Genomic DNA, 20,349 nt, shown 5'->3' with positions numbered 1-20,349 from the left:
CCCGGCTGGTGTTGATCGTGTAAGAGCTGCTGGTCGCTGACCCGCAGCCAACGTGAGCCAGGAATCCCCCTGCTTCAGCTGGGGGAGGATTCAAGCAGCTGGATCCTGAAACCGGCGAGATCGGCGGATGGTTGGCTCCCCATGCGCGCGGCCAGGGGCTCGGCGCGGAACTGTTCCGGGCCGTCGCGAACCTCGGCCATGCCCACCTGGGACTTCAGATCGTGCGGGCAGGGCACGAGACGACGAACACCGCGTCCGCGCGGGCGCTGGCCGGCGCCGGCTTCGTCGCGGACGAGGGGCCGTCACGCCACACCCTGCGGAACGGCCGCGAGATCGACGCCCGCTGGCTGTGGCACACGGCCGCGGAGCCCGTTTCCCGCTGCCGCGGCGCCGTACCCGCAGCACCGAGCGAACCCGCGGGCCGTTCGGCCACCTAGGGGTTCGCGGTTACCAGGAAGTGATCTCCGGTACTCCTGATGGGCCTGGGGTTGCTGCTACCCTCATGCCGCCTTGCATGGGGGACAGCCGGGGGGCTGGGCATTCTCACAGCACCGTTGACGCGCGCCTGATCGGCCACCGCCGTCCCGCCACGCCCTTTTCCTGCCCAGGAGGCCGCGTTGGCCCGTCGTACCACCGCCCGTGGCATCACCGCCGCGTTGGCGGTCCTCGCCGTGACCGCTGGTTTCGGCCCGCTCTCCGTGCCGGCCGGCGCGGACACCGCCGTCGGGAGTACCGTCGCGGCGGAGAAGGTCTTTCAGTCGGACCGCTATGTTCCGCGCCACGACCGGCTGTACTCCGCCGGCCCGAACGGCTATCTGCATGCCCAGGAGGGTAGTTCGGGCTATCTCTGGACGTCGTACGGCACTGGTACGACCACCGCACTGGGCAACCTCGCCCGGCTCGAATTCCCCGCGTACCTCGGGGCCTCGTCCGACATCGTGACCGATGTCGTCTCGCCCACCGCGAAGGTCGTCCTCAGGGACATGGCCGCCGGTACCACCACGGAAGTCGCCATCACTCACGGGATGTACTGGGCAACGTACGGCGCCCATGTGCTCACCCAGGCACGGGATGCCGAGGGCAACCGCCTGCTGTATCTATACGGCGACGGCGCACCCGCCGAGGGCACCCTCGTCGACGGATGGCCGGCCGGAATCACCACCAACTTCAGCATCCTGGGCGGCGACAGCGGCACCGCCGTCATCAGCTACGCCTCGGGAGACGTGCGTCACCTGGCGATGGTGGACCTGTCCGCCGCGAGGGTCACCGGCGATGTGACGGTGCCCGTCGCTCCGACGGCCGTCGTGCTGAGCGCGGACCGCCTGGTCTGGTACGCCAACGGCAGCACGGCGCACGTCCTGGACCGCGCCGACCTCTCCGCCCCCGAGACGACGGTGACGTTGCCCGGCACGGAAGGTGCCCCGTATCTGGGCATAGCCGGACGCTGGCTGGTGGTGGCCCGTTCCGTGCCGTCCGACCCCTACAACTCGGCCGACGAGTCCGGCGAGCAGCTCATGGCCGTCCCCCTCACGGGAGGCGACGCGCTCACTCTGCTCCGGCACGCGAACACCTCGGTCACCCCGACGCCGGACGGCGGCCTGCTGGTCGTGGGCGGTACCGACTCAGGGCACTGGGCGGTACACAGGGTCACCGACACGGGGGCGGACACCCCGACGCTGACGGAGCTGACCGCAGTACCGCCGGTAGCCGCAAGGATCGGTGGGCTGTCGCTGCAGAACGGCACCCTGGCCACCGAGGAGGCCGACAGCAGTTTCATGGGCGCCTACTACACCCGGCGGATCGCCGCCGATGGAACACCGGGCACGCCGACCTGGCGGAAGTGGGTGAGCGGCGAGGAGGGCCCGTACGCCACCGGCGACGGCCGCGCGGTGACGTTCACAGCAGGGCCCGAACCTGTCGGGTCGTACGTCCAGTCCCTCGACAAGGCCGACGACGCCGGCTTCTTCTATCTGCCCTCGTCCTCCGGCACAGTCCTCGACATCACCGGCCGGTACGCGGTCGTCAACGGCTCCTCCCCCGCCAAGCAGTACGTCGGCGACCTCGACGTCTACACCGACCTGCAGCCCATCGTCACCCGCTCCGTCACGGCCGCCTCCGTATGGGGGACCAAGCTGTGGACCCCGGGTTCCGGCACCGGTGTCGTCACCGCGAAGGACCTGAAGACCGGCAAGACCACCGACACCGTCAGCACCGGCGCCCCGTGTGTGCCCAAGGAGTTGCAGGCCGTAGGCCGCTGGATCTACTGGTCCTGCGGGCCGACCGCGTCGGCCGGCGTCTGGGACCGTACGGCGAAGAAGAACATTCCCGTCCCGTCGGGCCAGGCGCTGCTCGGCGACGGCTACCTCGTCCGGCACGACACCTCGTCGGGAGCGCTCCTCCTCACCGCCTTCGCCGGTGGCACCGCGACCACCCGCACGATCGGCAATCTCGCGCCGGGCACCCCCAGCGTGCGCGGGGTGAACTGGACCGTGGACAAGTTCGGCGGGCCCGCGGCCTACGTCGACGCGGACCACCGGATCCATCTGGTGCCTAGCGGGGTCGCCGCCCAGGCGCTCGGCGTCGTCGAGTCCGAGGCGACCGGCAACACGGAGGAGAACAGCCTGGACGGCAGCCTGTGGTGGCAGTGGCGCGGACTGCTCTCCAAGCCCGCCGCCTCCTGGACGGCCACGTTCACCAGGAAGGCCACCGGCGCCGTGGTCCGTACGTTCAACGGCGGCGAGGTGGACGGCACCCTGAGCGCGCGCTGGGACAAACGTGACGCCAAGGGCGCGCTTGTCCCCGACGGCACGTACACGTTCAAGCTGACGGCCCGGCCGGCCGACGGTTCCGGAGTGCCGCTGACGGTGTCGCAGACGGTGAAGGTGTCCGACGCGGCCGTGGTGCGCCGCGATTTCACCGGCAGCGGCTCGCAGGAGCTCGACGGGATCGGCGACGTCCTGACCTTCTTGTCGTCCGGTGACATCGGCTATCGCCCGGGCAACGGGGCGGGCGCCTTGAGCGGGGGCAAGTCGGCACCCGGCTGGCCCTCCTCCGTGACGCTGGTTCCCTTCGGCGACGTCGACGGTGACCGCCACAACGACATCCTTGTCCGGTTCAGCAGCGGCGAACTGCGGGCGTATCGGCCCAAGTTCGGATGGCCCATCGAGACCAGCACGGCGCACACCTCGCTGGGTACCGGCTGGAACCAGTACGACGTGCTGACCTCGCCGGGGGACATCAGCGGTGACGGGCGGGCCGACCTGCTCGCCCGTAACGCCTCGACCGGTGCGGTCTACCTGTACAAGGGCACCAGCACTGGAAAGCTGTCCACGCGCGTGAAGTTGTACGACAACTGGAAGACGTACAAGAAGGTCGTCGGTGTCGGTGACCTGAACGGCGACGGGGTCGGCGACTTGATCGCGCAGGACAAGTCCAACGTCCTGTACCACTACTACGGCACCGGCAAGGGCACCTTCGCGTCCCGGGTCCGGCTGTTCACCAACTGGGGCAACTCCTACAACGTCGTGGTCGGAGTCGGTGACATCACCGGCGACGGCAAGGCGGACATCGTCGCCCGGGACACCGCAGGCAACCTGTTCCGGCAGACCGGCTACGGCAACGGGTCGTTCGCGCCACGGGTGAAGATCGGCACCGGCTGGCAGGGTTATAAGGCCCTGTACTGACGGCCTCACCCGAGTCCGCGCGGCCGGGTGGCCCACATCCGGCCTGACGGGCGACGGCACCACGTCGACGACGCCCCGCCTCACTCGAGGCGGGGCGTGCGCCGGACCACTCTGAGCGTGTCCACAGGCGCGCTACTGCGACATCACGCGAGAGATGCGCGAGGACCTGTTGGCGGACCTCACCGCCGAGGGGAAAGCGACTCTCGATGCTCATCCTGTGCGCCTCTGCTTTGCCTCTTGCGGTGCCTGCTCGCCTTCTTCTTCAGTTCGGCCTGGCCACGTTTCGTCCACTCATCTTGGTGGAGGTAACAGCCTGCCGTGCCCTTCATCGTCTTGTTCTGGCAACGACCTCTGGCCGTCGTTGGCCAACCGAGTTGGTACCGCACGTGGCCAACCGCCGGCGCGTCGTCGTCATCATCGACAGGCACAACTCCGTCGCGCTCCGGAGTGATGATGTGGCGTGGGCCGTCAGACGGGACAGCCGGGCCCGGTGGCGGGGTTGGCGCATGTGTTGTTGCCAGGACCACCGTCATTGAAGTTGTTGCCAGGACCACCGTCGAGGGTGTCGTTGGCTTCGCCGCCGAAGAGGTCGTCGTTGCCGGCCTCGCCGGAGAGCGTGTCGTTGCCGGTGTTGCCGAAGAGGTGGTCGTTGTCGGCGCCCCCGAAAAGCGTGTCGTTGCCTTCGCCGCCGAAGACTGTGTCATTGCCGTCGTCGCCGTGGAGGTTGTCGTCGCCGTCGTCGCCGTGGAGGTTGTCGTTGCCGTTGCCGCCGTTGAGGTGGTCGATGCCGCCGCCGATCCCTGCTGGTGGACGCGGTCAGGACGCGTGCGATGATGCGCCCCTCTCGTCCGAAAGGAACCCCGACGCTATGCCATCGCGCAAGTGTCATCTGCTCGCCGTCACGGCCGTCACCGGCGCACTGCTGCTGCCGCAGGCTGTCGCCCTGGCCCCCGCCACAGCCGCAGCGGCGACTGCGACGGATGTGTCCACATCGCTGCCCGCCCGGCCGACCTCGGCACCGTCGGCGGACCAGATATCCGGGTCCGGTCAGGTGGTTGTCTGGAGCCAGCAGACGTCCGCCGACTTCCGGCCGCACGGCTGGGTCGCGACCCAGGGAGGCACGCCCCAGGATCTCGGGCCGCTCGCCAACACCGCTGATACCGTGCAGGTCAACGCCGTGTCCGTACAGAACGGCGTGGTGGCCGTCGCCACCTCGACGAATCCCAACGGCGCCCTGGCCGACCATGTCACACTCCGCCGTCTGGACTCTGGGGCCGAGAGCACGCTCCCGGTCAATTACAACGATTCCGGGGCAGCGGGCACCGAGCGCTACCGTGGGCAGGCCGGTGACGGCATCCTCATCGAGCAGAGCTACCTGCAGGGCTCGGAGTATCGGGTACGCCTGCTTCTGCGTACTCCTGGCAGCGAGGACCGGACGCTGCTCTCCGACGACTCGCAGTACGAGGTCCTCGCCTCGGACACGAACGGCGCCCTGGTGCTGAGGAAGACCGCCACCTGGCAGTACGTCGTGGCGTATGTCGACTTCACCACCTCCGCGGTGGTCACCGTCGCCCAGCCCGCGTCCCAGATGCTGCCGCAGGGGCTGGAGTTCACTCCCAGCAGGGTGGGGGTCGTCGACGGTGCCGTCCTGACGGAGTGGCAGCGGTCGGCGCCGGGCGATGGCCCGGCCACCGTCACCCTGCCAGTCGACGGGGTTCGCTGGATCAGCGACGACACCCTTGCTTGGACCAGCTGGAACCCGGCGGGTACCGGCAGCGAACTCTTTGCCATGTCCAGGGACGGCTCCGCGCCGGCGGCGGATCTCGGCGGGACCTTCACCGACGTCTCGGTGGGTGACGACGGCCGGATGCGGGTGCCGCTCTACCGGCCGGACGTCGACGCCCGGATCCAGACCCTCGTCGCCGGACGGGTGTCCACGGCCGCGGGCGATGCCACCACGATCCCTGCCGACCCGGCCCGGTTGGACGCCATGGCGCTCTCCGGCGGCGTCCTTTACACCAGCGACGACTCCTCCCGGCGCAGCGGCGTTCTGCTCAGCAGCAACCTCTCGGTGGGTACGGTGGCCGCTTCGGCGAGCAGCCCCTCACGGGTGATGGCCTACTCCCAGGGGATCGTGCATCACACGCTGGCTGCCGCCGGCGGCCGGGTCCTGACCGATCAGGGCAGTGGCTACGAGGTCTACCAGGCCGGCAAGCAGATCGGTGCCGCCCTCCCGCACGCCGGCGGTGCCGAGGTGGTGGACTTCGACGGGGAGCATGTTCTGTCGGATGACCCGAGCTCTCTTGCCGGGCCTCTGCTGCAGACCGTCAGCAGCGGTGCGAGCAAACATGTGCCGGGCAGCTCTGCACTTGACGGAGGCGCCCTATACTCCTCCGTCTCCGACGCCAGTGGCTCCGCCTGGTCCATCCGGCGTACAGACCTGGCAACTGGCACGGTGAGCACGGTAGCCACGGTGAACTGCCTTCCCGGAGGCCTGCAGGTGCGAGGCCCCTGGATCCTGCTGACCACCTGCGGGGCCGCGTCCACCAACGGCCTGCTCCTCAAGGCGGGGACCTCGACGCGCACCGCCGTGGACGCCTCCGTCCACACGCCGATCCTCGGCGCGAACGTGCTGTACACCTTCACCAGGACCTCGGGCAGCAGCACCGTCATGCTGAACGCCCAGGCGCTGGGCGTGGCAGGAGCCGAGGCGCAGCCTCTGTTCGCCCTCCCGGAAAAGGCCGACAGTGCCGCCGCCGAACGGTGGGCCGTCGATCGTGACGCACCCTGGGCAGCCTGGATGGATGGCGCAGGAGTCACCCACGTGATCTGGGCCGGCGTTCCTACCGCTGCCTCGGCCGCCGCCCCGATCGGCTTCAGCCCCAACGGCGACGGATCGGCCGACAACTGGAACCCCACCTGGGCCTTCAACCGGCCGGTGAGCTGGACGCTCACCCTCAAGTCCGGCACCACGCAGGTCCGTTCCCTGACCGGTACCGCCTCCGACGGCAGGATCGCACCGGTGTGGGACGGAAAGACGGAAGCGGGCACAGCAGCTGCCGAGGGCGCATATGCCTGGACACTGACAGTGCGCGATACGGTGACCGGCCGGGCGACGCCCGACATCAGTGGCAAGGTGACCCTGCGCCGGGCGGTCCCTGCGGCCTCCATCACAGCACCGACCGTCGCGAGCAGCGCGGCGACGAGCGCCACGGTGCCGGTCGCCTGGTCGGCGAAGACCGCGGGCGTGAAGTCGTACGACGTCGGCTGGCGCGTCGCCACCCGTAACAGCAAGGGCGCTTGGGAGTTGGGGCCGCTGCAGACCTGGCGCACCGGCACCACGTCCACCTCCGCGGTCTTCGGCAAAGCGAGCAGCCCGGTGAGGCCGGTACCCGGACTCACCTACCGGTTCTACGTCCGCGCTCACGACGACGCCGGCCAGACCGGCCCCTGGGGCAAGGCGGCGGCCACCGGCATCCCGATCGATGACCGTGCCGCGGCACTGCACTACTCGGGCACCTGGAAGTCGGTGGCGGCATCCTCCGCCTGGTCCGGCACCGAGCGCGCCTCCGCCGTCAAGGGCGCATCCGTGTCCTTCTCGGCGGATGGCACCCAGCTGCGTATCGTGGCCACCCGGAAGTCGAACGGCGGCCGCTTCGCGGTCGTGGTTGACGGAACCACCGTGGGCACGGTGAACACCTACGCCGCCAAGACCACCTACCGACAGGTCGTCTTCACCCGCACGCTCGGCTCCGCGATCAGGACGCACAACGTCCAGCTGCGCATTCTTTCCGGCAGCGCCTCCGGCCGGTCCACCGTGCATCTCGATGCCGTCGTGATCACTCGCTGAACCGGCCGGGGCCCGGCTGAGGGATGGTCTGACACGCTGCCTTCCCGCAGCCGGGCCCGCCAGGATCTGGCGAGACAGGCACGGGCTCTGTGACCTGTCTCGCGGCTCGTCCGTTCCTGTCGGACTGCCGTCGGCAGACACGCGAAAGCCCCGGGCGAATGATCTCGCTCGGGGTTTTGTGCTGATCAGCACTGGTGGCCAGGGCCGGGGTCGAACCGGCGACCTTCCGCTTTTTAGGCCGTGTCTCCCGAGCATGGCAGCCGGTCATAGGGGTTGCGGGGCACTGGGGATGGCCGTCGGTGTGCGGTGCTGTTGGCGTACCGGTTGGCGTACGCCAACGGCTCTCTTCTGCTGGCCATGCCCGTGATGGGCTGGCCTGACGAAACCTCCTCAGCGTCCACCCCTGTTCGCCCTTCGCGGTCCCGGGCTGCCCTGCACTGCGTCGGCCGGGACGGCCCCTTTGCACGATCATGGCGTGACGAATAGGGGAATGAGGATCAAGCGTCAGTACGCTCGGCGTGCTGCGCCAGTGGAGCCACCCGTTCTTCAACTTGGCGGCCGTCAACAACGACGTGGCCGTGCTGACCCTGGACGCGTCCGTCGCGGGCAAGAGCTGCCGATCACCAGCATGTCCGCAGGAGGCAACTTCGGCGGGACGGCGGCCATCACCTTCGGCATGGCTGTGATGACAACTACAACGGGGCTTCAGGGTGGGGCATGAGAACTGAACACAGGGTTCGGCGCGGTCGTCGAGTCGGACTGAAAACGCGCACGTGGGTGGCGCTGGGGGCGGTGATAGCCGGGGGCGGCGTGGCTGTGGCGACCGTCGCAATGGCCGGGTCGGGAGGCCATGCCGGAGCGTCGGCCGCGCCGGGACCAATCAAGACGCATGTCCACTCGCTCGCCCTGACCGGGGCCGACGCGTCGCTCAAGACGCTGGGGGCCCGGTCCACGGCTCCGTTCAGCATGGTGGGTGTCACTTGGAACGGCGCGCACGCCAAGCTGCGCGGCACGGTGGAGGTGCGGACCCGTTCCGCCGTCGGCGGCCACTGGACCCAGTGGCTGAAGATGCAGCAGCCGGACGACATCCCCGACGCCGCCGAGCTGAACCGTCCCGGTGTGCGCGGCGGGATGTCGCCCATGTGGTCGGGGCCGTCGAACGGAATCCAGGTCCGCGCGACCGGCGCCGGCAAGACGACCGCGCTGCCCGCCGGGCTGCGGGTGGACCTGGTCGACCCGGGCAAGCCCGCCATCGGCGGGACGCAAGCCTCCGGCATGGGCCTGGCGGGCTACGCCATGGACGCGACGGGCACCGACTCGGCTTCCCCGGCGGCCACCGATACCGCCACACCGACGGACAGCGCCGCCCCGACCGACACCGCGACGGCCACCGCAGGTACCGGCGCTTCGGACACCCCGACCGCGACGGACTCCGCCTCACCCACGGACACCCCGACGGCCACCGGGTCCGCCTCCGCCGCGCCGTCCACCAGTGCCTCCGTCTCCGCCCCCACCTCCGCCTCGCCGAGCGCGTCCCCGACGTCCTGGCCCAGCCAGCTTCCGTCGCTGTCCCAGGCGTACCCCTCCTGCCCGACCTCCTCGGCCAGCCCCTCCACGTCGGCGTCGCAGACCCCGCCGGACCCGATGCCGGCCACCACCACCTCGACGGTGGCCCCGCCCACCGTGGTCACCCGGGCCGGCTGGGGCGCGGACGAGTGCGCGCGGGAATCGGGTTACCCGTCGTACGGCTCGGCGGTGAAGGTGATGTACGTCCACCACACGGACACCACCAACAACTACTCCTGCGCGGACTCCCCGGCAATCGTGCGCGGCATCTACGCCGAGCACCTCAACCAGGGCTGGCGCGACCTCGGTTACAACTTCCTCGTCGACAAGTGCGGCACCATCTTCGAGGGCCGCTTCGGCGGGATGGCGCTGCCGATCGTGGGCGCCCAGACCTACGGGTTCAACACCAACAGCATGGGCGTGGCCGCCATCGGCACGTACACCGACCTCAGCGGCGGCGACTCCACGGCCAGCACTTTCGCCGGAGCCAAGCCCAGCACGGCGATGCTGGCCTCCATCGCCCGCATCGCGGCCTGGAAGTTCGGCATGACCGGCGTGAACCCGGACACCGGTACCGCGTCGCTGCCCGAGGGCGCCTCCGACAGTTACGGCTTCACCCTCGGCAAGAGCTACAGCTTCAACGCGATCTCCGGGCACCGCAACGGCTTCGCCACCGACTGCCCCGGCAACCAGCTCTACAACGCCCTCAGCACGATCCGCTCCTACGCGGCCGGCCCGGTCGGCGCGGTCTCCGTCACCGGGCTGTCCGGCGGGGCGACCAAGTCCGGAACGAGCTACTACACCAAGGGCGCGGTCACAGTGAGCTGGACGACCTCCACGCCGTCGCAGGTGATCTCCGGCTTCGACGTCCTGGTCGACGGCAAGGCCGTGGCGCACACCTCCGGCTCCGCCCGCTCCGCCTCGATCTCCGTGGCCGCCGGCAGCCACGCCGTCCAGGTGCGCGCCACCCACGTCCGCAAGTCGACCACGCTGTCGGGCTCGGTCACCCTGGTCGGTGACACCACCGCCCCCACCTTCCCGACCGCTCCCGGCGTGCAGCTGCGCATCGGCACGGTGAGCTCCACCGCGGTCCCGGTCACGGTGACCTGGAAGGCCGCCGACAACGCGGCGCTGTCCAAGATCATGGCGACCGCGCCGTCCTCGGCCGCCTTCGGCCCGACGGCGACCACCTGGTCGACCAGCGCCAAGCCCGGCACCTCGGACCTGTTCGCCCTGAAGGCGTACGACGTGGCCGGCAACACCGGTGGAGCCTCCGTCTACCGGACACCGAACATCATCCAGGAGACCTCCACCACCCGGACCGGCAGCTGGACCCACAAGAGCAGCTCCAGCTACCTGGGCGGCTACTCCTACAGCGCCTCGTCCGCCGGGGCCTCGATCAGCTGGACCTTCACCGGACGCTCGGTGGCCTGGATCGTCTCGCGGGCCTCCACCTCCGGTCAGGCCTACGTCTACGTCGACGGCACCAAGGTCACCACGGTGGACCTGAAGTCCTCCACCACCCAGTACCGGCAGGCGATCTGGACCAAGACGTGGTCCAGCTCCGCCAAGCACACCCTGAAGATTGTCGTGGTCGGCACCTCGGGCCGCCCGACCGTCACCACCGACGGCATCGCAACCATCAGCTGACCGGTCGGTCGCACCTCACGCTGGAGCCCTTTGCCCGCGGGCAAAGGGCTCCTGCGGGCACACCCGGCTTGACCGTCTCCGAGCCAGCCAACTGTTCGAGGCCAACGTCGAGATCGTCGATGGAAACGCCGCCCGTCGCAGGGCGATTGCCGAGTTTTTCGGAGCCCACTGTCGGATCCGAACCGACGACCTTCGCTTTACAAGTTCGGTCCGGTCTCTGCGGACTCGGCGTCTCAGGGCTCCGGAACCCCACAGCCTCGGCCGCAGGATGTACCCCGGCTGCCATGGCACGGCCCGGCCGGTCGTGATGGCCAGGACACCCGCCACGGCATAGAGCACCACGACAGCCGCCACGGCGACCAGTGAGATGACGTGCAGCATCGAAGCCCCCGTGCCCAGCTGCCCGATCGTGGTACCGCGTGCTGCGGACGGCAAGATCCACCGCCTGTTATTCCGGGCATGCCGCAGCCTTGACTGCTGGTGGTTGTCAGCGTCGGTTGTCTTTGAGCGCCCTTCGACGGCCCCGGGACTCCATTTCAGGGCCGCCGCCAGTTTGGAAGACGCGGTATGCGGATGGCGGCCCAAGTGCGGCGCCTGAGCGAGTCGCGGCGGCCGGTGCTGCCCAGCGGCGCGGGGCGCCGTCCGGGCGGGCCGCACGGTCGTCCGGCACCCGTCGACCCAGCAAGCGCCCCACGGTCCCCGCGTCCCCTCCGGGAGGCGGGGACCGGACAGCGGGGTCCGGTCCGGTAACGCTGCGACAAAAACGTTCCACCTCCGTACAACCATGCGGTCGGGCCGCGTATCTGAATCACGCGAGTCAAGAGACTCACCAGACACTCGGGCCCCATGTGAAGCCAACCCGTGGGCCCCTTTCTCCACTTGGGGAATGCAATGCGCATACGTGCCACCGTGGCCGCCGTCTCCGGCGCCCTGGCTCTCTCCGCCTTTGTCGTGCCGGCCGCGCAGGCCGCCGACTCCGCCGCGTCCCACCGCGAAGACGTCGCGAAGGTCTGGCAGGCCGCTCACACCGCCCAGGCCGATCACGCCACCTCCGGCAAGACCGCGTTCAGCGCCGCCACCGAGACCGCCGGCGCGCCGTACGCCCTGAACGTCACCTTCTCCAATGTGAAGATCGGCAGCTCGTACTCGGTCGGCACCACCACCCACGTCGCGATCCCGGTCTCGTACACCCTGACGCACGGCGCGGACGTCGACATCACCTCGTCCGACTTCGAGACCGGCCCGTACATCTACAAGGGCTCCTACGACGACCCGAGCAATATGCTCTTCGGTGACGCCCCGGCTACCTGCACCGCCACCTCGTCGACCACCGCCACCTGCAAGGGCAACGTCGACATCTACGCGGCCGACGGCAACCTCATGAACGCGGACGCGGGCACCTGGAGCGTTGGCGCCCTGGCCATCGACTTGAACGGCCAGGACCCGTCCAGCCCCACCTTCGACATCACCAAGGTCGGGTACGCCGACCAGGGCGGCCTCACCACCACCAAGGTCAAGCGCTCCGCCAAGCTGACGGTCAACGCCGGACCGGAGCCGGTCGCCAAGGGCAAGACCCTGACCGCCACCGGCAAGCTGACCCGCGCCGACTGGGAGACCAACACCTACAAGGGCTACGCGAAGCAGCCGGTCAAGCTGCAGTTCAGGAAGGCGGGCACGACGACGTACACCACCATCAAGACGGTGTACTCGGACTCGTACGGCAACCTGAAGACCACCACCACCGCGAACTACGACGGCTACTGGCGCTTCAGCTTCGCGGGCTCCCCGACGACCGGGGCGGCAAACGCCACGGGTGACTACGTCGACGTCAAGTAAGCCTCCGCGGCAGCAGGTGACGCGGTGCCCGCCAGGTACCGCGTCACGCCGGGAAACGGCGGTCGACCCACTTTCACAGGACCTCCAGGGCGACCGCCGCCAGCGCCGCGATGCCCACCGCGATCCACGGGATGGCGACTCCAACCAGCTTCAGTGCGAAGAAGCGCTGGAGGGCGCGATCAGGACGAACAGAAACGCCACGCCCATCGCCGCCACCAGGGTGACGCGCCACCAGGTGTAGGGCCGGGCGACGATCACCAGCACCCACATGGAGATCAGGAACAGAGTGAGGGTCGCCGCGCTGGTCTCCGCGTCCAGTGAGCCAGGACCCGTGTAGTGGCGCCGGGCGATCAGATCTCGCCAGGCGCCGCCTTCCTCGGCCCGCAACTGTTTTTAGAGTCCACAGGGTGCACGGGACCGCCCCAGCCACGACGTGTTCTGACAGTGATGATGTTCGTGGTGACGCCACTGGCGGGTCTGACTCGTGTTCTGACTGACGTCTCGGCTGTCCTGTTTAGGATTTGTCGGCCTGCCGGGCGTCACCACGCACGCGGCCGGACGGGCGCTTGTGACCTCATAGCGCCTCTGTGTGTCAAGCGGCTTGAGCGGGGTGGTTCCGTTGATCGCGTTTCATGATCCGGTAGACCACGTTGGACAGCCGTCGTTTCAGGGCCCGGCGGGCCTCCGCCGGCGTCTTTCCCTCTGCGATCTTGCGCAGGTAGTAGTCCTGGCCGCGGCCGCCGTCGCGGATCTGGCAGACGGCGATGATGTGCAGGACCGAGTTCAGCGCGCGGTTGCCGCCGGTGTTGAGCCGGTGGCGGATGTCGTTGCCGCTGGAGGCGTCCAGGGGTGCGCTGCCGGTGTAGCTGGCGAAGTGGTGCTCGGTGGGGAAGCGGCTGACGTCGCCGACGTGGCCGATGACCTTGGCAGCCAGCACAGTACCCAGGCCCGGCAGGGTCGTGAGCGTGGTGCGGGTTGCGGCAAGAGCATCGCGCATCTCGGCTTCGTTTCCATCACCGTCCGGGAGCGTCTCGGCACGGCTGCTGAGCTTGGCCCCCGTTTGGCCCCCCACTGACCCCTGACACGAAGCCGCGTAGCGCCGGGACAACCACTGAGCCAGCGTCAGAACTACAGCGACGACAGCAAACGGCAGTACCAGAGGCATGGCTTGGGAGGGGAAGACGTAGACGAGCACTGCGGTTTGAAGAGCTACGTCTGGGTGGTGCAGAGGGCCACGCAGGTGTGAGCGAGACGGACACACCTGGGGGCAAAGCACCGTGTAGTTGCGGGCAGACGCCCACAACCGTGGTGCTCCCCACCGCGGGGCGCCGCCCAAGCGGGTGCGTGGCGGCGGATCACCGCCAGGGGTACGGACTACCCCCCTTTCGCCCGGGCAACAACGAGCCCGGCCGGTAACCATCCGGCCGGGCTCCGGGCTCTCTCTATGCGTTGTTACTCGGGGCGGATGTGCTCCGCCTGCGGGCCCTTCTGCCCCTGCGTGACATCGAACGTGACCCGCTGGCCCTCTTCCAGGGAGCGGAAGCCGGAGGCGTCGATGTTCGAGTAGTGGGCGAAGACGTCGGGGCCGCCGCCGTCCTGCTCGATGAAACCGAAGCCCTTTTCGCCGTTGAACCACTTGACGGTACCGCTGGCCATGCCTGTCTCCCTCAAGGAAGTTCGGGCCCCGCACCGTGCGGGATCCGAAGGTGATCGCCTTGGTCCGGAGACATGCTGAACAGCAAGAACGCCCGAGACGTGTGTCACGGGCGAACGGGACTTCGGAACCACGACTATTGGCATCGACGCTACACCGGGCGCGGCCACACGTCACAGGCCTTACGGGATCGCGTAAGCGAGTTTCACCGGTCACGACGGCCGCGCAGGCAAGGAGCCGAGCTGTGAGCTGCCTTGCCGAGGCGGCACGGAAATTCTTACCGCCTCTGCTGCGTCCTCGGAGGTATCCCGACGCACTGGAACGGGTGAGACGGTCCGTACCCGGTGGGCCGAGAAGGGGGAGGGATGACGCAAGGCGCGGAAGCGGCTCTGCACACCTTCGTCGAGGGCAGACGCACGGCACTGTTCCGCAGTGCCTACCTGCTGTGCGGCAACCGTGACGAGGCGGAGGATCTCGTCCAGACGACGCTGGTGAAGGTCGTCCTCGGCGCACGTCGGCACGGGCGGCTGGAGAACCTCGACGCCTATGCGCGCCGGACGCTGGTCAACACCTTCATCTCGGCGCGCCGCCGGTTCTGGCGGCGCGAACAGGCGTACGGCGGCGTGCCGGACGTGCCGGGGCAGTTGGTGGACAGCGATACCGGGCTGATGGTGCGGGCCGCTCTCGCCGGACTCGCGCCCAAACAGCGGGCGGTGCTCGTGCTGCGCTACTGGGAGGACCTCAGCGTGGCAGCCACCGCCGAGCTGCTCGGGATGCGGGAGAGCACGGTCAAGAGCCACACAGCCAGGGGACTCGCGGCGCTGAAAGCCGCGGTGCGGGAGGAATACGTATGAGCGAGAACGAAGTGGTACGGGAGCTGCTCTGGAAGGCGGCCGGCCCCGTGCCGGTGCTGGAGAGCCGGGGGAGCGAGGCGGTGTTCGCGCGGGCCGCGCGGTTGCGGTGGCGACGACGCGCGGCGGTGACCGGCTTCGTCGCGGCCGTGGTCGCGGGGGGCGTCGTCGTCGGCTCCGGCGTACTGCCGGGCGGGCGCGGCGAGAACGTGGCGGCGTCGCCGACGGCCGGGGAGTTCGGCACGGGAGCCGCCGGCTTCCGCAGCCTGCTGCCCGCCGACGTGGGCAAGGTCCGAGAGGTGTCGATGGTGCAGCTGATCAAGGGCGCGCCGAAGACGCAGGTGGAGAGGAAGACCGGACCGTACGACGGGGACTACGCGGTGGTGCGGGACGGCGGGGTCGGATACATCACCGTCCATGTGCTGACCGCGAAGGCCGCCGGCGCCAAGGGCGCGGTGGCGCCGCAGGATCCCTGCGCGCTGCGGCACGAGATCCCCGCGAAGATCGGGTGCACCAGCGACAAGCTGCCCGGCGGCGAGCTCTTGAGCGTATGGCAGTGGCCCGCGGGACGGAACGTCCAGCCGAAGTACAGCGGTGCGGAGCTGATGGCCCAGCTGCGCCTCAAGGACGGCACCCTGCTGAGCATCCGTGACTGGACGGGCTTCCTCGGCGCGCGCTCGCAGGGCCCGCTGCTGAAGACGTTCCCGCTGACGCGGGCACAGCTGCGTGAACTGGCGCTGAAACCTCAGCTGTTGCCGTAGGCATCAGGATGCGCCAGGGGCGGTATGAGGATCCCGTACCGCCCCCTTCGCTAGCGCCCCAAGTCCCCTCCCTGGGTGACTTCCGTTCTAGTGGTCGTTGCAACACCCCACCCATGAGGGTTGGGCCTGTCAAGGGGCGTAGTCGGCCCTCGCCTGCGGCTTTCGGTTGGTTGCCGGCGTTTCCCTTGTGAATCTTCCTGGTGTACGTCTGCGGGGCGCCGCCCAGCAGGCAGTTGGAGCGCCCGGAGCTGCCGGGCACGAGCGGGGCGAGGACGAACGAGTTGGAGGCCGACGCGAGCGCGTCGGTCGGCTCCGTCGCCGACTCGTACGACAACGCCCTGGCCGATGCCCTCAACCTCACGTTCAAGGCCGAGCTGATCGAGCACCAGGCCCCTGGCGAGACTCTGACCAGGTCGAACGGGCTCTCGTCCGATGGGTCGGCTGGTACAACGCCGAGCGCTTGCACTCCGCCCTCGACTACCTTCCGCCCGAGGAATTCGAGGCCGAGTACTACCGTTCCCTGGCCACCCAGAACGGGGCCTGAAAGCACACCAACCGGCCGCTACGAAACTCGGGGCAGCTCACCCTCGCGAACTATCCGAGACCGGCCGTGGTTGTGCGCCTCCGTGCGGGGCCGTTGTAGCGCAGTTGGACACTCAGTGAGTGCCAAGGGGCCCTGCCTTCATGCGCCCACGCCCCGCACGATCACCCGATCACGACCCTTGTACGACCAGACAAGCCCGCTGGTTGGTAGCGGATGGCTTCTCAGGGCGCGCCCGTCCGCAAGGAGCGCACGTCCAATCCGGGCAGACGGGCCAAGGCGAACAGGCCGGGGCTGCGCGCCGCGGATTGCGTTGGAGCAGGAGCCGGGCGACCTCCAGGGTCGCTGGGGGGATGCAACCCATTACGGGTTCGGAATGTCGTACTCCCCGATCGTTCCATGATTCATCGGCCCGACGTGCGAGGAAGTGCCCATGACGAAGTCCTCCAGTGGATCGCGGAGGCACGGAGCCCGTCGGAACAGAGCGGACGGAACGGAACCGTCGCTGCCGGTTGCCGGCGGCCGGGCTGCCCTGCGCAAGGGCAGGGGGAAGTCGGGCGCAAGGCGGGCCCTGAAGATCGTCGGGTTGGCGATGGGCTTCGTGCTGTTGCTCGGTATCGGCACGGCGGCATACGCCTACTGGAAGCTGACCAGCGCTATCAAGTCCGATGACCTGTCCGCCAACGGCAAGGACGGCGCGGGACATGAGACACCGGACGCGTTCGGACGCAGCCCGATCAACATCCTCGTCATCGGTTCGGACGCCCGCGCGAACGCCTCGGATTGCAAGCTCGGCGGCGCCTGCGGGAAAGCCAGCGGGGCCCGGGCCGACGTGGAGATGGTTGTGCACATATCGGCCGACCGGTCAAACGCCACCGTGCTGAGCATCCCCCGCGACCTGCGGAGCAGCTGGAGCGGTTGCCACGCCGCGAACCACCCCAGCATGGGCCCTCAGTCCAACCAGATGATCAACTCGGCCCTGGGCGGCGGGCCAGGCTGCAGTGTCGTCGCCGTGCACGAACTTACCGGGATCCCCATCGACCACTTCATGATGGTCGACTTCTCCGGAGTGGTGGCCATGTCCCACGCGGTAGGCGGGGTCCCGATCTGCGTCAACCACGACATATACGACCCCTATAGCCACCTGAAGTTGAAGGAGGGCTCGCACGTACTGGAGGGCCAGGCGGCGCTGGAGTTCGTTCGTACTCGGCACGGCTTTGGGGACTCCAGCGACAGTCGCGGCCGGACTGCCGCGCAGCACATCTTCCTCAGCTCCCTGCTCAATCAGCTGAAGACCAAGGGCACTCTGAGCAGCCCAGCCAAAATGTGGGCCATCGCCAATGCCGCCACCCAGTCGCTGACCGTCGACAGCTCGCTGAACTCCGCCACCAAGCTCGTCGGCCTGGCCGGCGACCTCAACAAGGTCCCCGCGAGCCGCGTCACCTTCGCCACCATGCAGACGCACGACGTCGAGGTGAACGGAGTCTGGCAGACACTGGTCACCAATCCGGGCGCGAACGACATGTTCAAGAGCATCGCGAACGACCAGTCGCTCACGGCCGCAGCCCGCCCGGCGTCGCCGTCTGCCGCTCCCGCCGCCACGGCCGTTGCGACATCCGTCATCGCCGTACAGGTGCAGAACGGCACGACCGTCCGCGGCCGTGCCAACACGATCAGCCAAGAACTCCTCCGCCGGGGCTTCAGCAAGCAGACCGCCGCTGCCAACGGGACCCCGGCCACCACCACGTCGTTGGCCTATCCGGCCGGCCAAATGCCGCAGGCCCGGGCCGTTGCCAAGGCGCTCGGCCTGCCGGCATCGGTGCTCAAGCAGGGATCCGGCACGGGGATCGTGCTAGTCATCGGTACCGACTGGCCCAGCGGCACCAGTTTTCCCGGCAGCAAGACCGCCCCGGTACCTGTCGACACCCAGGCCGCCCTCGACGGCGCCAATATGAAGCTTGGCAACGACAACGACACGTGTGCCCAGGTCAGCACCTTCAAGACAGCGATCGGGCTGGACGCGTCCGGCAAGCCCACTTCCTCGGACCATCCGACATCCAGCACCTCCCCGACGCGCGCCTACGCCCTCAGCCCAGAGGTGAACGACTCAGCGCCCTGAGAAGCCATCCGCAGGTGGCAGGAGCACACCACCCGTCTGGCCCTGGTCCGGACTGATGGCGGCTACCCCGGCAGCCTCGTCGAGTCCTGCCTGGCGAGCCGGACCCGCTCGGCGAGGATCTGCAAGATGCGGTGGTAGGCCACCGACAGCACCGACCAGGTCAGCCTTCGCCACACCGGCACCTGCGACTTCGGGTTCGCCACGTCCCGGGGCGCTGACTGCACGTCCGTCTCCTACGGATCCGGGGTGACCTCTGTGTCGGCGATGTTGCCGCCGTCCTGGGCCGGCACCGTATCGACCCGGCCGCGGGCGATCGCCCGCTCCTGCCATTCCCGCTCGGCCGCGGCAAGCTCGGCCTGTGGGTCAGGCAGGTGACGCACCCTGTGCCGGTGATGGCGGACCCCTGGCCTGGGGTGCCGGCACGGGGCCGGAATGCCTCTGGTCGTGCGGACGCGTGCTGGCTTCCGATCGCGCGGGGCCTCACTCCGCATGGGCTCAGGCACTCTCACAAGACGTTCATGGAGGAGCTAGGGATCCCGCCATGCTTATGGATGAGCGCTTGGGGCACGAGGACGGTTCGGTGCAGGCGCGCTACTCGCAATCACCGCGCGGATGAGGAATCGGCTCATGGGCGAACTGACCGAGCAGTGGGAGGAGTCGTTGGAGGCGTGGTTAGCCATGCATCCTCGGTCCCCGGTGCGTGCGCTCGATGCCTTGCTGAGAGCGCGCCAGGGGTGACGCTCGGGGAGTGGATTTCCTTGATCCACTCCCCGTTCACTCCCCAGGGCCCTGAGAAACGAGTCAGGGCCGGTTTTCCGTGCAGGAAGACCGGCCCTGACCTGGTGTTTCGGCTGTCGGGGTGGCGGGATTTGAACCCACGACCTCTTCGTCCCGAACGAAGCGCGCTGCCAAGCTGCGCTACACCCCGATGTCGCTGCTTGTCGCTGCGACGACGTTTACTTTAGCCCACCGGGGGCTGGAGACGAAATCCGGTTTTCGAGCTGCAGCGGGTCGGGTCCGGGCGGACGTGGTCGAGGGCGACCAGGAGCACGGCCAGGGCGAAGCACGCCAGGCCGATCAGGAGTGCGTTGGCGAGCACGCTCCGGTAGCCGAGCCGGCCCACGTCCAGGAACGCGTAGAGGTAGCGGCCCTCTGTTCCCGGCAGGAGCAGCTCGCCGCGCGTCAGGGAGAAGACCAGGTACGCCATGGGGTAGAGCAGCCACTTCCGCGCGTGCCGCAGGGTCAGCGCGGACGGGCGCGTCAGCAGGAGCCAGTCCAGCAGTGCCGCGACCGGCGTCAGCGTGTGCATCACCTGGTTGGCGAGCCACGACCAGCCGGGGTGTGGGCTGGTCTGGCCCGTCATGGAGAAGCGGCCGGGTTCGTTCACGATCAGCACGTGGTAGACCAGGCCGGCGATCAAGGCGTAGAACAGCGTGCCACCGGTCACCAGCGGGGGCAGCGGGCGGCGAGCCGTCCACGCTCGCCAGGCCGACACCGCGAAGACGAGCGCGACGAGTATGTTCGCCTGGATCGTGAAGTAGCTCAGCACCCGGACCGGGCTGCCCAGGAGGAGGTCGACGGCCACCGCCGCCCCGGCCGCTGCCGCGAGCAGCATGCGGTGGGAGGCCGCCATCGGGCGGAACACGGGAGCCACCACGGCGGCTACTGGCACGACGGACGGCCGTAGCCCTCGCCTGCCCGGCACCGCCGGGAGGTCCGGGATCTCCTTGGGTATCGGCGAGGTCATGCCCTCACGCTAAGCGGGGAGGGCAAAACGGGCGATACGGGTAGTCCGGGCAGGTGACATCCTCGGTCGGTGCCCGGCCCTGCTGCGCCTC

General features: G+C 69.0%; 15 protein-coding genes, 1 tRNA gene and 2 pseudogenes. 11 read left to right on the top strand and 7 right to left on the bottom strand.

Annotation, left to right across the window (positions count from 1 at the left end; translation table 11 throughout):
• Window positions 1–98 precede the first annotated feature (98 nt).
• The 6 genes from ACWDA7_RS16135 to ACWDA7_RS16110 all read left to right on the top strand — a co-directional run bounded on the left by ACWDA7_RS16135 (window position 99) and on the right by ACWDA7_RS16110 (window position 12,585).
• Window positions 99–437 carry a GNAT family N-acetyltransferase gene (locus tag ACWDA7_RS16135; RefSeq protein ID WP_450604824.1) on the top strand — a complete coding sequence of 113 codons (339 nt, stop codon included), beginning with the start codon at window positions 99–101 and terminating at the stop codon, window positions 435–437.
• Between the two features lie 180 nt (window positions 438–617).
• Complete coding sequence (locus tag ACWDA7_RS16130; RefSeq protein WP_450604822.1) at window positions 618–3,683, top strand: FG-GAP-like repeat-containing protein; 3,066 nt, start codon at window positions 618–620, stop codon at window positions 3,681–3,683.
• Window positions 3,684–4,001: 318 nt separating this feature from the next.
• Window positions 4,002–4,517 (top strand): hypothetical protein, encoded by a 516-nt coding sequence (locus tag ACWDA7_RS16125; protein ID WP_450604821.1) that lies wholly within the window; start codon window positions 4,002–4,004, stop codon window positions 4,515–4,517.
• 34 nt (window positions 4,518–4,551) lie between these two features.
• The gene (locus tag ACWDA7_RS16120) at window positions 4,552–7,533 is read left to right on the top strand and encodes a hypothetical protein (protein WP_450604819.1); all 2,982 of its coding nucleotides are present in this window, start codon (window positions 4,552–4,554) and stop codon (window positions 7,531–7,533) included.
• 816 nt (window positions 7,534–8,349) lie between these two features.
• Complete coding sequence (locus ACWDA7_RS16115; RefSeq protein WP_450604818.1) at window positions 8,350–10,749, top strand: peptidoglycan recognition protein family protein; 2,400 nt, start codon at window positions 8,350–8,352, stop codon at window positions 10,747–10,749.
• A gap of 891 nt (window positions 10,750–11,640) precedes the next feature.
• Window positions 11,641–12,585, top strand: a complete 945-nt coding sequence (locus ACWDA7_RS16110; protein WP_450604816.1) for a hypothetical protein — start codon at window positions 11,641–11,643, stop codon at window positions 12,583–12,585.
• Window positions 12,586–12,658: 73 nt separating this feature from the next.
• Here the strand turns inward: ACWDA7_RS16110 and ACWDA7_RS16105 are convergent.
• The 3 genes and pseudogenes from ACWDA7_RS16105 to ACWDA7_RS16095 all read right to left on the bottom strand — a co-directional run.
• Window positions 12,659–12,939 (bottom strand): annotated as a pseudogene (locus ACWDA7_RS16105) (cation-translocating P-type ATPase); the annotation flags it as partial.
• A gap of 238 nt (window positions 12,940–13,177) precedes the next feature.
• Complete coding sequence (locus ACWDA7_RS16100) at window positions 13,178–13,582, bottom strand: transposase (protein ID WP_450604815.1); 405 nt, start codon at window positions 13,580–13,582, stop codon at window positions 13,178–13,180.
• A gap of 455 nt (window positions 13,583–14,037) precedes the next feature.
• Window positions 14,038–14,241: a cold-shock protein gene (locus ACWDA7_RS16095; RefSeq protein WP_055489114.1), complete on the bottom strand. Its 204-nt coding sequence runs from the start codon at window positions 14,239–14,241 to the stop codon at window positions 14,038–14,040.
• A gap of 363 nt (window positions 14,242–14,604) precedes the next feature.
• Here ACWDA7_RS16095 and ACWDA7_RS16090 point away from each other — a divergent pair, with 363 nt between their 5' ends.
• The 4 genes from ACWDA7_RS16090 to ACWDA7_RS16075 all read left to right on the top strand — a co-directional run bounded on the left by ACWDA7_RS16090 (window position 14,605) and on the right by ACWDA7_RS16075 (window position 18,511).
• Window positions 14,605–15,093 (top strand): SigE family RNA polymerase sigma factor, encoded by a 489-nt coding sequence (locus ACWDA7_RS16090; protein WP_450604814.1) that lies wholly within the window; start codon window positions 14,605–14,607, stop codon window positions 15,091–15,093.
• Window positions 15,090–15,851 (top strand): hypothetical protein, encoded by a 762-nt coding sequence (locus ACWDA7_RS16085; RefSeq protein ID WP_450604813.1) that lies wholly within the window; start codon window positions 15,090–15,092, stop codon window positions 15,849–15,851. The genes ACWDA7_RS16090 and ACWDA7_RS16085 overlap by 4 nt, the downstream gene beginning before the upstream one ends.
• Before the next feature lie 187 nt (window positions 15,852–16,038).
• On the top strand, window positions 16,039–16,395 hold the full coding sequence (locus tag ACWDA7_RS16080; RefSeq protein WP_450604812.1) for an integrase core domain-containing protein: 357 nt from the start codon (window positions 16,039–16,041) through the stop codon (window positions 16,393–16,395).
• 430 nt (window positions 16,396–16,825) lie between these two features.
• Complete coding sequence (locus tag ACWDA7_RS16075) at window positions 16,826–18,511, top strand: LCP family protein (RefSeq protein ID WP_450604811.1); 1,686 nt, start codon at window positions 16,826–16,828, stop codon at window positions 18,509–18,511.
• Between the two features lie 62 nt (window positions 18,512–18,573).
• Here ACWDA7_RS16075 and ACWDA7_RS16070 read toward each other — a convergent pair whose 3' ends face one another.
• Window positions 18,574–18,735, bottom strand: coding sequence for a hypothetical protein (locus tag ACWDA7_RS16070; RefSeq protein ID WP_450604810.1), 162 nt, complete (start codon window positions 18,733–18,735; stop codon window positions 18,574–18,576).
• A 9-nt stretch (window positions 18,736–18,744) separates the two neighbouring features.
• Complete coding sequence (locus ACWDA7_RS16065) at window positions 18,745–18,891, bottom strand: hypothetical protein (protein ID WP_450604809.1); 147 nt, start codon at window positions 18,889–18,891, stop codon at window positions 18,745–18,747.
• Here ACWDA7_RS16065 and ACWDA7_RS16060 point away from each other — a divergent pair.
• Window positions 18,880–19,249, top strand: a pseudogene (locus ACWDA7_RS16060) (LacI family transcriptional regulator); the annotation flags it as partial. The gene ACWDA7_RS16065 and the pseudogene ACWDA7_RS16060 sit on opposite strands and share 12 nt — an antisense overlap.
• A 116-nt stretch (window positions 19,250–19,365) precedes the next feature.
• Here the strand turns inward: ACWDA7_RS16060 and ACWDA7_RS16055 are convergent.
• Together ACWDA7_RS16055 and ACWDA7_RS16050 are read right to left on the bottom strand one after the other, a co-directional pair.
• Window positions 19,366–19,439: transfer RNA gene (locus ACWDA7_RS16055), tRNA-Pro, on the bottom strand.
• Between the two features lie 33 nt (window positions 19,440–19,472).
• The gene (locus ACWDA7_RS16050) at window positions 19,473–20,258 is read right to left on the bottom strand and encodes a Pr6Pr family membrane protein (RefSeq protein WP_450604808.1); all 786 of its coding nucleotides are present in this window, start codon (window positions 20,256–20,258) and stop codon (window positions 19,473–19,475) included.
• Window positions 20,259–20,349 lie beyond the last annotated feature (91 nt).

The sequence above is a fragment of the Streptomyces sp. NPDC001156 genome, assembly GCF_053598275.1.
The sequence above is the reverse complement of the archived record's forward strand: the minus strand, read 5'-3'. Positions and strand labels throughout refer to the sequence as shown.

What these genes read in the sequence shown, in the direction of transcription:
- ACWDA7_RS16085 (WP_450604813.1), top strand. Translation starts at nt 15,090, where the DNA reads ATGAGCGAGAACGAAGTGGTACGGGAGCTGCTCTGGAAGGCGGCCGGC.
- ACWDA7_RS16120 (WP_450604819.1), top strand. Translation starts at nt 4,552, where the DNA reads ATGCCATCGCGCAAGTGTCATCTGCTCGCCGTCACGGCCGTCACCGGC.
- ACWDA7_RS16090 (WP_450604814.1), top strand. Translation starts at nt 14,605, where the DNA reads ATGACGCAAGGCGCGGAAGCGGCTCTGCACACCTTCGTCGAGGGCAGA.
- ACWDA7_RS16075 (WP_450604811.1), top strand. Translation starts at nt 16,826, where the DNA reads ATGACGAAGTCCTCCAGTGGATCGCGGAGGCACGGAGCCCGTCGGAAC.
- ACWDA7_RS16050 (WP_450604808.1), bottom strand. Translation starts at nt 20,258, where the DNA reads ATGACCTCGCCGATACCCAAGGAGATCCCGGACCTCCCGGCGGTGCCG.
- ACWDA7_RS16110 (WP_450604816.1), top strand. Translation starts at nt 11,641, where the DNA reads ATGCGCATACGTGCCACCGTGGCCGCCGTCTCCGGCGCCCTGGCTCTC.
- ACWDA7_RS16100 (WP_450604815.1), bottom strand. Translation starts at nt 13,582, where the DNA reads ATGCGCGATGCTCTTGCCGCAACCCGCACCACGCTCACGACCCTGCCG.
- ACWDA7_RS16095 (WP_055489114.1), bottom strand. Translation starts at nt 14,241, where the DNA reads ATGGCCAGCGGTACCGTCAAGTGGTTCAACGGCGAAAAGGGCTTCGGT.